The organism is Microbacterium terregens, from assembly GCF_039534975.1.
Lineage (GTDB): Bacteria > Actinomycetota > Actinomycetes > Actinomycetales > Microbacteriaceae > Microbacterium > Microbacterium terregens.
In genome coordinates this window covers 1-12,324 of sequence record NZ_BAAAWH010000002.1, presented here as the reverse complement: position 1 = coordinate 12,324, position 12,324 = coordinate 1, and the positions used below count along the sequence as shown (strand labels likewise).

Here is a 12,324-nt window from a genome sequence, read left to right as displayed (position 1 = left end):
AGGGACAGCATCTGCAGGATGACCGAGGCCAGGCTCGTGCGCAGGATCTCAGGCTCGGTGAATTCGGGCCGCTTGTCGAAATCCTCCTCGGAGTACAGGCGGATCGCGATCCCCGCCGCCGTCCGACCCGCTCGTCCTGCCCGCTGCTGCGCCGACGCCTGCGAGATCGCCTCGATCGGCAGCTGCTGGATCTTCGTGCGGTTGCTGTAGCGCGAAATGCGCGCGGTCCCGGTGTCGATCACGTACTTGATGCCCGGCACCGTCAGGCTGGTCTCGGCGACGTTCGTCGCCAGGATCACCCGACGCCGCACGCCCGCGACCTTCGAACGCTCAAAGACGCGATGCTGTTCGGCGGCGCTCAGGCGGCCGTACAGCGGCAGCACCTCGACCGGGCCGCGTCCTTCGCGTACATGCCCGAGACGGCATCCATCGCGTCCCGGATCTCGGCCTCACCCGGCAGGAACACCAGCACGTCGCCGGGGGCCTCGCGGTCCAGTTCGCGCAGGGCGGCGGTGATCCCGTCGACCTCGTCCCCGGTGCCCGACGCGTCCGGTCTGCGTTTCGTCTCGCCCTCGGCGCGCGCAGCCAGCTCGGCATCGGGGCACCGGTAGCGGATCTCGACGGGGTACGTCCGGCCGGAGACCTCGATGATGGGCGCGGGGTTGCCCGCGGCATCCGCGAAGTGCTTCGCGAAGCTCTCCGGATCGATGGTCGCGCTCGTGACGATGACCCGCAGATCGGGGCGCTTCGGAAGCACCTCCGTCAGGTACCCGAGCAGGAAGTCCACGTTCAGGGAGCGCTCGTGGGCCTCGTCCACGATGATCGTGTCGTAGCGGCGCAGCAGCCGGTCGCGGTGGATCTCGTTGAGCAGGATGCCATCGGTCATCAGCGTGACGCGCGTGTCCTCCTGCACCTTGTCGGTGAAGCGGACCTTGTAGCCGACGGTGGTGCCGAGCGGCACCTCGAGCTCCTCCGCGATGCGCTCTGCGATGGTGCGGGCGGCGATCCGGCGGGGCTGGGTGTGCGCGATGCGCGTGCGGCCCAGCTCGAGGCAGATCTTCGGCAGCTGGGTGGTCTTGCCCGAGCCGGTCGCCCCCGCCACGATCACGACCTGCGAATCGCGGATGGCGCGTGCGATCTCGTCCCGCGCGCCGCTGACGGGCAGCTCCGGCGGGTAGAAGATGACGGGTTCGGGCGCGCGCATAGCCTTCGATCGTACCGGCGCGGATCGAAGCTCCTAGGCTGGAGGCATGACGATTCCCACGGTTCAGCTCAACGACGGCTTCGACATCCCCAGCTCGGCTACGGCGTGTTCAAGGTTCCGCCGGCCGACACGGAGCGCGCTGTCGCCGAGGCGCTCGAGGTCGGTTACCGTCACATCGACACCGCGGCGATCTACGGAAACGAAGAGGGCGTGGGGGCGGCCATCCAGAAGAGCGGCATCCCCCGCCACGAACTGTTCGTCACGACCAAGCTGTGGAACGACCGGCACGACGGCGACGAGCCGGCGGCGGCGATCCGCGAGAGCCTCGACAAGCTCCGTCTCGAGCGCGTCGACCTCTACCTGATCCACTGGCCGACCCCGGCCAAGGACAACTACCTGCATGCGTGGAGAAGCTGATCGAACTGCGCTCGGCCGGCCTCGCGCGCAGCATCGGCGTCTCGAACTTCCTGGTGCCGCACCTCGAGCGCATCGTGGGCGCGACCGGCGTCACCCCTGCGGTCGACCAGATCGAACTGCACCCCGCCCACCAGCAGCGCAACGTGACCGACTGGGCCGCGGCGAACGGTGTGCGGATCGAGGCGTGGGGCCCGCTCGGGCAGGGCAAGTACGACCTGTTCGGCATCCCGGCTGTCAAGGACGCGGCATCCGCTCACCGCAAGACACCCGCCCAGGTGGTGCTGCGCTGGCACATCCAGAAGGGCAACATCGTCTTTCCCAAGTCGGTGCGTCGTGAGCGGCTCCAGGAGAACCTGGACGTGTTCGACTTCGAGCTCTCGGACGCCCAGATCCGTGCGATCGACGACATCGATCCTGGCGACGGTTCCGGCCGGGTCAGCGCGCACCCCGACGAGGTCGAGTGACCGCGTCGGCGCGCGCGAGCACCCTGCGGTAGCACCCCACGCCGAGAGCCTTCCGTCGTAACGTGAGGAGGGTGAATCCGCGTCTGCAGCACTCCGCCAGCCCCTACCTGAGGGCTCACGCGGGCAACCCCGTCGCCTGGTACGCCTGGGGCGACGAGGCCTTCGCGGAAGCGCGGCGGCGGGACGTGCCCGTCCTGGTCTCGATCGGCTACTCGACCTGCCACTGGTGCCATGTGATGGCGCGGGAGTCGTTCTCCGACGACGAGACCGCGGCCGCGGTCAACGCGGACTTCGTGGCGGTGAAGGTCGACCGCGAGGAGCATCCCGAGGTCGACGCCGCGTATATGTCCGCGGCCGCCGCGTTCACGCCGCACCTGGGCTGGCCGTTGACGGTGTTCGTGACCCCGAACGGTCGCCCGTTCTACGCCGGGACGTACTTTCCCCCCGAACCGCGGTCGGGCATGCCGTCGTTCCGTCAGGTGCTGGCCGCGGTCCGCGAGGCCTGGATCGAGCGTCGTGGCGAGGTCGACGGCACCGCCGACGCGGTGACGCAGGCGCTCGCCGAGGCGCGCAGCAGCGCGTCGACGGGCGGACAGATCCCCTCCGTCGAAGACCTGGCTGCGGCCGCCGCCGCGGTCGCAGCACGCGAGGACCGCGAGTACGGCGGTTTCGGAGACGGCGATCCCGCGACCCCGAAGTTTCCGATCGCGACCGCGCTGCGGTTCCTGCAGACTCCCGTCGTCCGGATCGCCGACCCCGCGGCATCCGCCGTCGCGGAGCGGGCACTGACCGCGATGGCGTCCTCGCCCCTGCGCGACCCCGTCGAGGGAGGCTTCTTCCGCTACGCCACCCGGCGCGACTGGACGGTCCCGCACTACGAGCGGATGCTGACCGACAACGCGCAGCTGCTGGAGGTCGCCGTCGACGCGGACGACGAGCGCACCGCGCGCGGCATCGCGGGATTCCTCACCGATGTCCTGCAGCAGCCCGCGGGCGGGTTCGGCGCCGCGCAGGACTCGGAGTCCTGGATCGACGGCGTGCGCAGCGAGGGCGGGTACTACCTGCGGGATGCCGCGTCCCGCGCGGGCATCGATCCGCCCGCCGTCGACGGCAAGGTCGTGACCGGGTGGAACGGGCTCGCCATCGCGGCCCTGGCCCGAGCCGGGGCGCGCCTGGACGAACCGGCGTGGATCGAGTCGGCGCGCTGGGCGGCGGACGCCGTGATCGGTGCGAACATCGACGCGGCCGGGCGACTCGTCCGCGCGGCGCTGGATGAGATCCCCTCCCGGGCCGCGGCGACCCTCGCCGACTACGGCCAGTTCGCCGCGGGACTGGTGGCCCTGGGCGCGGCCACGGGCGAGGTCGTCTACGCCGTGCGGGCCCGCGAGCTCGTCACCGCGTGCGTTGCCGAGGACGGCACGGTGCGGGCCCCGGGTGGCGGCGACCCTGTGCTGGCCGCGCAGGGCATCTCCAGCCCGGATGCCGCCTCCGACGGGGACGAGCCGTCCGGTCACGCCGCGCTGGCCGACGCCGCGCTGTCGCTGTGGCAGCTCGGGGCGAGCGAGGACCTCCGCCACCTCGCCACGGGCGTCGTCGCTGCGCACGCGGCCGGCGCGCTGGCCCAGCCGATCGCGCACGGCGCGCTGCTCCGCGTCGCCGCACGGCTGGCGCGGGCTCCCCGACAGGTGGTCGTCGTCGGGGATGACCCGGCATCCGCGTTGCTTCGAGCCGCCCGCCGCATCCCTGCGGAGGTCCTGGCGATCGTGACCGCGGCGCAGTCCGCGCAGTGGGCGACGGCGGGCTTCGCGCTGTTCGAGGGCAAGGCGCCGCTCGGCGGCCGGACGACGGCGTACGACTGCCGGGACTTCACCTGCCGTCTGCCGGTCACCGATCCGGCGGAACTCGAGTCCTGACCCGCCGCAGCCCTCTTCCGCTCCGCTGTCGCAACACGCCGCGCGGGGGCGCAGGTTGAGACGGGGGAGCGGATCTTGCGCCGCAGCCCCCGTTCGTTCCGCTGTCGCAACACGCCGCGCGGGCGCGCAGGTTGCGACGGGGGAGCCGACCGCGGGATCCGCGGCCGACCACGCGATCCGCGGCAGACCGCGCGGGGCCGGGGCTCTACACCCAGCCTGGCAGCCAGTTGTGGGCGCGCCAGAAGTCGTAGGGCACCGGCATCCCGGTGACGATCGGATACCAGAACGCCGACAGCACCGTCGCGACCAGCAGGAAGACCAGCACCATCCGTTGCCCGCTCAGCCGCCGATACAGGTCGGTGTGGTGGGCGCCGGCGACGTCCCGCAGGGCGAAGGTGAGCGCCAGCAGCACGAAGGGGAGCATCGCGATCGTATAGAACTGGAACATCGTGCGCTCGGGATACAGCAGCCACGGCACGTAGGTGACCCCGATGCCGGTGAACACGACCGCATAGCGCCAGTCGCGCGTCCGCACGAAACGGTACACGAGGTAGATCACCGCCGCGATGCCGGCGAACCAGATCAGCGGGTTCGGCATGCTGTAGATGTTCTCGATGCACCCGTTCGCGGAAAAGACAGCCGGCCTCACCGTAGGGCGTCGTCTCTGCGTACATCGACGTGGGGCGCAGCAGAAGGGGCCACTGCCACGCCGGGCTGGCATAGGCGTGCGCCGAACTGAGTCCGACGTGGAAGTCGTAGATCGCCCGGTGGTACAGCCAGAGGCTGTGGAAGGCGGACGGCACCCACGACCAGACGCCCGTCGCCGGCGCGAGCTCCGCGCTGTGACGATCCCACCCACCATCGGTGGCCAGCCAGCCGATCCATGAGGCCAGGTAGACGACCACGGCGATCGGCACGAAGAGCACGAAGGTCACTGGTCCCTGCCGGAACGCGGCATCCGTCGGCCAGAATCCCACGCCGGCGCGGCGTCGCGCGAGCGCGTCAGTGACCACGAGGTAGATGCCGAGTCCGGCCACCACGTACACGCCGGACCACTTCACGCCCGTCGCGGCACCGGCCGCGGCGCCTGCGGCCATCACCCACGGACGACTCCAGAGCACCGGTCCCCAGGCCGGACGCTCTCCGTCCGCCGACCGGGTCGCGACCAGCGCGGCCAGCCGCACCGCGTGCTCCCGCCGATCGAGCAGCACGAACCAGAACGCCAGCAGCACGAAGAACGTCAGGAAGATGTCCAGCAGCGCGATCCGGCTCAGCACGATCGCCAGGCCGTCGATCGCCATCAGGAACGAGGCGACCGTCGCGAATGCCACCGACCCGGTCAGGGCCTTTGCGACGAGGTAGAGCACGAGCACCGTCGCGGTGCCGAACAGTGCCGTCGTGATGCGCCAGCCGAACGACGAGTCGGGGCCGAAGATCGCCATGCCGACGCCGATCAGGAACTTCCCCAGCGGCGGGTGCACGACGAAGCTGCCCGCCGAGGTGAAGCCCTCGGTATCGCCGGCCAGGAAGGCCGCATTGGCGCCGTCGGGCCACTTCGCCGCGTAGCCGAGGATCCACTGCGCCCACGCGTCCTTGACGTAATACGTCTCATCGAAGACGAGCGCGTGCGGGCGACCCAGGTCCCACAGCCGAAGGATGCCGGCAAGCACTGTCACGAGCAGCGGAGCAAGCCATGCCCAGCGCCGGGCCAGGCGCGGATCCGCGGCGGTGCGGCTCGTCCACCGATCGTAGAAGGACGGCCGCATCCGGGGGAGGAGAGGAGCGGTCGCCGTCACAGCCACCAGCCTAAGGTGGGAGCGTGATCATCCTGGCCGCGACCCCGATCGGAAACCTCGGCGACGCGTCACGTCGCCTGGTGGAGGCCCTGGAGTCGGCGACCGTGATCGCGGCCGAGGACACCCGCACCACGCAGAGACTGCTGGCCGGCCTCGGAGTGGTCAACCGCCCGCGCCTGATCGCCCTGCACGACCACAACGAGAAGGAGCGTGCCGGCGAACTGGTCGCCCTCGCCCGTGAGCAGGACATCCTGGTTCTGAGCGATGCGGGGATGCCGACCGTGAGCGATCCGGGCTACGGGCTGGTGGCCGCCGCCGCCGCGGCCGGCGTCGCGGTCAGCGTGATCCCCGGCCGAGCGCGGTGCTGGCCGCGCTCGGCCCCGGGGATCACGCTGACCGCGACGCCGGCCGCGGCGGCGGCGGCCACCAGCCGTAGCCCGGATCGCTCACGGTCGGCATCCCCGCATCGCTCAGAACCAGGATGTCCTGCTCACGGGCGAGGGCGACCAGTTCGCCGGCACGCTCCTTCTCGTTGTGGTCGTGCAGGGCGATCAGGCGCGGGCGGTTGACCACTCCGAGGCCGGCCAGCAGTCTCTGCGTGGTGCGGGTGTCCTCGGCCGCGATCACGGTCGCCGACTCCAGGGCCTCCACCAGGCGACGTGACGCGTCGCCGAGGTTTCCGATCGGGGTCGCGGCCAGGATGATCACGCTCCCACCTTAGGCTGGTGGCTGTGACGGCGACCGCTCCTCTCCTCCCCCGGATGCGGCCGTCCTTCTACGATCGGTGGACGAGCCGCACCGCCGCGGATCCGCGCCTGGCCCGGCGCTGGGCATGGCTTGCTCCGCTGCTCGTGACAGTGCTTGCCGGCATCCTTCGGCTGTGGGACCTGGGTCGCCCGCACGCGCTCGTCTTCGATGAGACGTATTACGTCAAGGACGCGTGGGCGCAGTGGATCCTCGGCTACGCGGCGAAGTGGCCCGACGGCGCCAATGCGGCCTTCCTGGCCGGCGATACCGAGGGCTTCACCTCGGCGGGCAGCTTCGTCGTGCACCCGCCGCTGGGGAAGTTCCTGATCGGCGTCGGCATGGCGATCTTCGGCCCCGACTCGTCGTTCGGCTGGCGCATCACGACGGCACTGTTCGGCACCGCGACGGTGCTCGTGCTCTACCTCGTCGCAAAGGCCCTGACCGGGTCGGTGGCATTCGCGACGGTCGCCTCGTTCCTGATGGCGATCGACGGCCTGGCGATCGTGCTGAGCCGGATCGCGCTGCTGGACATCTTCCTGACCGTTCTTCGTGCTGCTGGCGTTCTGGTTCGTGCTGCTCGATCGGCGGGAGCACGCGGTGCGGCTGGCCGCGCTGGTCGCGACCCGGTCGGCGGACGGAGAGCGTCCGGCCTGGGGACCGGTGCTCTGGAGTCGTCCGTGGGTGATGGCCGCAGGCGCCGCGGCCGGTGCCGCGACGGGCGTGAAGTGGTCCGGCGTGTACGTGGTGGCCGGACTCGGCATCTACCTCGTGGTCACTGACGCGCTCGCGCGACGCCGCGCCGGCGTGGGATTCTGGCCGACGGATGCCGCGTTCCGGCAGGGACCAGTGACCTTCGTGCTCTTCGTGCCGATCGCCGTGGTCGTCTACCTGGCCTCATGGATCGGCTGGCTGGCCACCGATGGTGGGTGGGATCGTCACAGCGCGGAGCTCGCGCCGGCGACGGGCGTCTGGTCGTGGGTGCCGTCCGCCTTCCACAGCCTCTGGCTGTACCACCGGGCGATCTACGACTTCCACGTCGGACTCAGTTCGGCGCACGCCTATGCCAGCCGGCGTGGCAGTGGCCCCTTCTGCTGCGCCCCACGTCGATGTACGCAGAGACGACGCCCTACGGTGAGGCCGGCTGTCTTTCCGCGAACGGGTGCATCGAGAACATCTACAGCATGCCGAACCCGCTGATCTGGTTCGCCGGCATCGCGGCGGTGATCTACCTCGTGTACCGGTTCGTGCGGACGCGCGACTGGCGCTATGCGGTCGTGTTCACCGGCATCGGGGTCACCTACGTGCCGTGGCTGCTGTATCCGAGCGCACGATGTTCCAGTTCTATACGATCGCGATGCTCCCCTTCGTGCTGCTGGCGCTCACCTTCGCCCTGCGGGACGTCGCCGGCGCCACCACACCGACCTGTATCGGCGGCTGAGCGGGCAACGGATGGTGCTGGTCTTCCTGCTGGTCGCGACGGTGCTGTCGGCGTTCTGGTATCCGATCGTCACCGGGATGCCGGTGCCCTACGACTTCTGGCGCGCCCACAACTGGCTGCCAGGCTGGGTGTAGAGCCCGGCCCCGCGCGGTCTGCCGCGGATCGCGTGGTCGGCCGCGGATCCCGCGGTCGGCTCCCCCGTCGCAACCTGCGCGCCCGCGCGGCGTGTTGCGACAGCGGAACGAACGGGGGCTGCGGCGCAAGATCCGCTCCCCCGTCTCAACCTGCGCCCCCGCGCGGCGTGTTGCGACAGCGGAGCGGAAGAGGGCTGCGGCGGGTCAGGACTCGAGTTCCGCCGGATCGGTGACCGGCAGACGGCAGGTGAAGTCCCGGCAGTCGTACGCCGTCGTCCGGCCGCCGAGCGGCGCCTTGCCCTCGAACAGCGCGAAGCCCGCCGTCGCCCACTGCGCGGACTGCGCCGCGGTCACGATCGCCAGGACCTCCGCAGGGATGCGGCGGGCGGCTCGAAGCAACGCGGATGCCGGGTCATCCCCGACGACGACCACCTGTCGGGGAGCCCGCGCCAGCCGTGCGGCGACGCGGAGCAGCGCGCCCGTGCGCGATCGGCTGGGCCAGCGCGCCGGCCGCGTGCGCAGCGACGACGCCCGTGGCGAGGTGGCGGAGGTCCTCGCTCGCCCCGAGCTGCCACAGCGACAGCGCGGCGTCGGCCAGCGCGGCGTGACCGGACGGCTCGTCCCCGTCGGAGGCGGCATCCGGGCTGGAGATGCCCTGCGCGGCCAGCACAGGGTCGCCGCCACCCGGGGCCGCACCGTGCCGTCCTCGGCAACGCACGCGGTGACGAGCTCGCGGGCCCGCACGGCGTAGACGACCTCGCCCGTGGCCGCGCCCAGGGCCACCAGTCCCGCGGCGAACTGGCCGTAGTCGGCGAGGGTCGCCGCGGCCCGGGAGGGGATCTCATCCAGCGCCGCGCGGACGAGTCGCCCGGCCGCGTCGATGTTCGCACCGATCACGGCGTCCGCCGCCCAGCGCGCCGACTCGATCCACGCCGGTTCGTCCAGGCGCGCCCGGCTCGGGCCAGGGCCGCGATGGCGAGCCCGTTCCACCCGGTCACGACCTTGCCGTCGACGGCGGGCGGATCGATGCCCGCGCGGGACGCGGCATCCCGCAGGTAGTACCCGCCCTCGCTGCGCACGCCGTCGATCCAGGACTCCGAGTCCTGCGCGGCGCCGAACCCGCCCGCGGGCTGCTGCAGGACATCGGTGAGGAATCCCGCGATGCCGCGCGCGGTGCGCTCGTCGTCCGCGTCGACGGCGACCTCCAGCAGCTGCGCGTTGTCGGTCAGCATCCGCTCGTAGTGCGGGACCGTCCAGTCGCGCCGGGTGGCGTAGCGGAAGAAGCCTCCCTCGACGGGGTCGCGCAGGGGCGAGGACGCCATCGCGGTCAGTGCCCGCTCCGCGACGGCGGATGCCGCGGGGTCGGCGATCCGGACGACGGGAGTCTGCAGGAACCGCAGCGCGGTCGCGATCGGAAACTTCGGGGTCGCGGGATCGCCGTCTCCGAAACCGCCGTACTCGCGGTCTCGCGTGCTGCGACCGCGGCGGCGGCCGCAGCCAGGTCTTCGACGGAGGGGATCTGTCCGCCCGTCGACGCGCTGCTGCGCGCCTCGGCGAGCGCCTGCGTCACCGCGTCGGCGGTGCCGTCGACCTCGCCACGACGCTCGATCCAGGCCTCGCGGACCGCGGCCAGCACCTGACGGAACGACGGCATGCCCGACCGCGGTTCGGGGGGAAAGTACGTCCCGGCGTAGAACGGGCGACCGTTCGGGGTCACGAACACCGTCAACGGCCAGCCCAGGTGCGGCCGTGAACGCGGCGGCCGCGGACATATACGCGGCGTCGACCTCGGGATGCTCCTCGCGGTCGACCTTCACCGCCACGAAGTCCGCGTTGACCGCGGCCGCGGTCTCGTCGTCGGAGAACGACTCCCGCGCCATCACATGGCACCAGTGGCAGGTCGAGTAGCCGATCGAGACCAGGACGGGCACGTCCCGCCGCCGCGCTTCCGCGAAGGCCTCGTCGCCCCAGGCGTACCAGGCGACGGGGTTGCCCGCGTGAGCCCTCAGGTAGGGGCTGGCGGAGTGCTGCAGACGCGGATTCACCCTCCTCACGTTACGACGGAAGGCTCTCGGCGTGGGGTGCTACCGCAGGGTGCTCGCGCGCGCCGACGCGGTCACTCGACCTCGTCGGGGTGCGCGCTGACCCGGCCGGAACCGTCGCCAGGATCGATGTCGTCGATCGCACGGATCTGGGCGTCCGAGAGCTCGAAGTCGAACACGTCCAGGTTCTCCTGGAGCCGCTCACGACGCACCGACTTGGGAAAGACGATGTTGCCCTTCTGGATGTGCCAGCGCAGCACCACCTGGGCGGGTGTCTTGCGGTGAGCGGATGCCGCGTCCTTGACAGCCGGGATGCCGAACAGGTCGTACTTGCCCTGCCCGAGCGGGCCCCACGCCTCGATCCGCACACCGTTCGCCGCGGCCCAGTCGGTCACGTTGCGCTGCTGGTGGGCGGGGTGCAGTTCGATCTGGTCGACCGCAGGGGTGACGCCGGTCGCGCCCACGATGCGCTCGAGGTGCGGCACCAGGAAGTTCGAGACGCCGATGCTGCGCGCGAGGCCGGCCGAGCGCAGTTCGATCAGCTTCTCCCACGCATGCAGGTAGTTGTCCTGGCCGGGGTCGGCCAGTGGATCAGGTAGAGGTCGACGCGCTCGAGACGGAGCTTGTCGAGGCTCTCGCGGATCGCCGCCGCCGGCTCGTCGCCGTCGTGCCGGTCGTTCCACAGCTTGGTCGTGACGAACAGTTCGTGGCGGGGGATGCCGCTCTTCTGGATGGCCGCCCCCACGCCCTCTTCGTTTCCGTAGATCGCCGCGGTGTCGATGTGACGGTAACCGACCTCGAGCGCCTCGGCGACAGCGCGCTCCGTGTCGGCCGGCGGAACCTTGAACACGCCGTAGCCGAGCTGGGGGATGTCGAAGCCGTCGTTGAGCTGAACCGTGGGAATCGTCATGCCTCCAGCCTAGGAGCTTCGATCCGCGCCGGTACGATCGAAGGCTATGCGCGCGCCCGAACCCGTCATCTTCTACCCGCCGGAGCTGCCCGTCAGCGGCGCGCGGGACGAGATCGCACGCGCCATCCGCGATTCGCAGGTCGTGATCGTGGCGGGGGCGACCGGCTCGGGCAAGACCACCCAGCTGCCGAAGATCTGCCTCGAGCTGGGCCGCACGCGCATCGCGCACACCCAGCCCCGCCGGATCGCCGCCCGCACCATCGCAGAGCGCATCGCGGAGGAGCTCGAGGTGCCGCTCGGCACCACCGTCGGCTACAAGGTCCGCTTCACCGACAAGGTGCAGGAGGACACGCGCGTCACGCTGATGACCGATGGCATCCTGCTCAACGAGATCCACCGCGACCGGCTGCTGCGCCGCTACGACACGATCATCGTGGACGAGGCCCACGAGCGCTCCCTGAACGTGGACTTCCTGCTCGGGTACCTGACGGAGGTGCTTCCGAAGCGCCCCGATCTGCGGGTCATCGTCACGAGCGCGACCATCGATCCGGAGAGCTTCGCGAAGCACTTCGCGGATGCCGCGGGCAACCCCGCGCCCATCATCGAGGTCTCCGGCCGGACGTACCCCGTCGAGATCCGCTACCGGTGCCCCGATGCCGAGCTGGCTGCGCGCGCCGAGGGCGAGACGAAACGCAGACCGGACGCGTCGGGCACCGGGGACGAGGTCGACGGGATCACCGCCGCCCTGCGCGAACTGGACCGCGAGGCCCCCGGCGACGTGCTGGTGTTCCTGCCGGGTGAGGCCGAGATCCGGGACGCGATGGATGCCGTCTCGGGCATGTACGCGAAGGACGCGGCCCCGGTCGAGGTGCTGCCGCTGTACGGCCGCCTGAGCGCCGCCGAACAGCATCGCGTCTTTGAGCGTTCGAAGGTCGCGGGCGTGCGGCGTCGGGTGATCCTGGCGACGAACGTCGCCGAGACCAGCCTGACGGTGCCGGGCATCAAGTACGTGATCGACACCGGGACCGCGCGCATTTCGCGCTACAGCAACCGCACGAAGATCCAGCAGCTGCCGATCGAGGCGATCTCGCAGGCGTCGGCGCAGCAGCGGGCAGGACGAGCGGGTCGGACGGCGGCGGGGATCGCGATCCGCCTGTACTCCGAGGAGGATTTCGACAAGCGGCCCGAATTCACCGAGCCTGAGATCCTGCGCACGAGCCTGGCCTCGGTCATCCTGCAGATGCTGTCCCTCGGGTTCG

Annotated in this window: 11 protein-coding genes and 6 pseudogenes; 9 read left to right on the top strand and 8 right to left on the bottom strand. The window is 71.0% G+C overall.

All coding sequences use genetic code 11. The features are described 5' to 3' along the window. A pseudogene (locus tag ABD655_RS16500) lies at window positions 1-1,204 on the bottom strand (helicase-related protein); the annotation flags it as partial. A gap of 46 nt (window positions 1,205-1,250) precedes the next feature. Between ABD655_RS16500 and ABD655_RS16495 the strand changes: the two are divergent. Continuing rightward, window positions 1,251-2,085, top strand: a pseudogene (locus ABD655_RS16495) (aldo/keto reductase). A gap of 71 nt (window positions 2,086-2,156) precedes the next feature. Next, complete coding sequence (locus ABD655_RS16490) at window positions 2,157-3,998, top strand: thioredoxin domain-containing protein (RefSeq protein ID WP_344714276.1); 1,842 nt, start codon at window positions 2,157-2,159, stop codon at window positions 3,996-3,998. Between the two features lie 205 nt (window positions 3,999-4,203). Here the strand turns inward: ABD655_RS16490 and ABD655_RS16485 are convergent, their stop codons facing one another. Beyond that, window positions 4,204-4,596 carry a dolichyl-phosphate-mannose--protein mannosyltransferase gene (locus ABD655_RS16485; RefSeq protein WP_344715955.1) on the bottom strand — a complete coding sequence of 131 codons (393 nt, stop codon included), beginning with the start codon at window positions 4,594-4,596 and terminating at the stop codon, window positions 4,204-4,206. A 469-nt stretch (window positions 4,597-5,065) separates the two neighbouring features. Continuing rightward, window positions 5,066-5,440: pseudogene (locus ABD655_RS16480) on the bottom strand (phospholipid carrier-dependent glycosyltransferase); the annotation flags it as partial. Here ABD655_RS16480 and ABD655_RS16475 point away from each other — a divergent pair. Both ABD655_RS16475 and ABD655_RS16470 read left to right on the top strand, forming a co-directional pair. Further along, the gene (locus ABD655_RS16475) at window positions 5,397-5,564 is read left to right on the top strand and encodes a hypothetical protein (RefSeq protein WP_344715954.1); all 168 of its coding nucleotides are present in this window, start codon (window positions 5,397-5,399) and stop codon (window positions 5,562-5,564) included. The pseudogene ABD655_RS16480 and the gene ABD655_RS16475 sit on opposite strands and share 44 nt — an antisense overlap. A 253-nt stretch (window positions 5,565-5,817) precedes the next feature. After that, a pseudogene (locus ABD655_RS16470) lies at window positions 5,818-6,170 on the top strand (SAM-dependent methyltransferase); the annotation flags it as partial. An 11-nt stretch (window positions 6,171-6,181) separates the two neighbouring features. Here ABD655_RS16470 and ABD655_RS16465 read toward each other — a convergent pair. Beyond that, a complete protein-coding gene (locus tag ABD655_RS16465; protein WP_344715949.1) occupies window positions 6,182-6,502 on the bottom strand; it encodes an SAM-dependent methyltransferase in 321 nt (106 codons plus the stop codon). Window positions 6,503-6,525: 23 nt separating this feature from the next. On the opposite strand from ABD655_RS16465, the gene ABD655_RS16460 reads away from it, so the two are divergent. From ABD655_RS16460 to ABD655_RS16445, 4 genes are all read left to right on the top strand, one after another. Further along, window positions 6,526-7,320, top strand: a complete 795-nt coding sequence (locus ABD655_RS16460) for a phospholipid carrier-dependent glycosyltransferase (RefSeq protein WP_344715946.1) — start codon at window positions 6,526-6,528, stop codon at window positions 7,318-7,320. Beyond that, window positions 7,277-7,738: a dolichyl-phosphate-mannose--protein mannosyltransferase gene (locus ABD655_RS16455; RefSeq protein WP_344715944.1), complete on the top strand. Its 462-nt coding sequence runs from the start codon at window positions 7,277-7,279 to the stop codon at window positions 7,736-7,738. The genes ABD655_RS16460 and ABD655_RS16455 overlap by 44 nt, the downstream gene beginning before the upstream one ends. A 109-nt stretch (window positions 7,739-7,847) precedes the next feature. Continuing rightward, complete coding sequence (locus ABD655_RS16450) at window positions 7,848-7,979, top strand: hypothetical protein (protein WP_344715942.1); 132 nt, start codon at window positions 7,848-7,850, stop codon at window positions 7,977-7,979. Between the two features lie 11 nt (window positions 7,980-7,990). Then, window positions 7,991-8,113, top strand: coding sequence for a hypothetical protein (locus ABD655_RS16445; RefSeq protein ID WP_344715940.1), 123 nt, complete (start codon window positions 7,991-7,993; stop codon window positions 8,111-8,113). Window positions 8,114-8,317: 204 nt separating this feature from the next. Here ABD655_RS16445 and ABD655_RS16440 read toward each other — a convergent pair whose 3' ends face one another. The 4 genes and pseudogenes from ABD655_RS16440 to ABD655_RS16425 all read right to left on the bottom strand — a co-directional run bounded on the left by ABD655_RS16440 (window position 8,318) and on the right by ABD655_RS16425 (window position 11,065). After that, window positions 8,318-9,010 (bottom strand): hypothetical protein, encoded by a 693-nt coding sequence (locus tag ABD655_RS16440; RefSeq protein WP_344715938.1) that lies wholly within the window; start codon window positions 9,008-9,010, stop codon window positions 8,318-8,320. Between the two features lie 430 nt (window positions 9,011-9,440). After that, window positions 9,441-9,830 carry a DUF255 domain-containing protein gene (locus ABD655_RS16435; protein WP_344715952.1) on the bottom strand — a complete coding sequence of 130 codons (390 nt, stop codon included), beginning with the start codon at window positions 9,828-9,830 and terminating at the stop codon, window positions 9,441-9,443. Between the two features lie 85 nt (window positions 9,831-9,915). Then, window positions 9,916-10,158, bottom strand: a pseudogene (locus ABD655_RS16430) (DUF255 domain-containing protein); the annotation flags it as partial. Window positions 10,159-10,229: 71 nt separating this feature from the next. After that, window positions 10,230-11,065: pseudogene (locus ABD655_RS16425) on the bottom strand (aldo/keto reductase). Between the two features lie 46 nt (window positions 11,066-11,111). Between ABD655_RS16425 and ABD655_RS16420 the strand changes: the two are divergent. After that, on the top strand, window positions 11,112-12,324 hold a 1,213-nt coding region (locus tag ABD655_RS16420; protein ID WP_344715937.1), incomplete at its 3' end, for a helicase-related protein.

Excerpts from the sequence above, each read along its gene's own strand:
- ABD655_RS16445 (WP_344715940.1), top strand. The coding sequence starts at position 7,991 with ATGGTGCTGGTCTTCCTGCTGGTCGCGACGGTGCTGTCGGCGTTCTGG.
- ABD655_RS16485 (WP_344715955.1), bottom strand. The coding sequence starts at position 4,596 with ATGCCGAACCCGCTGATCTGGTTCGCCGGCATCGCGGCGGTGATCTAC.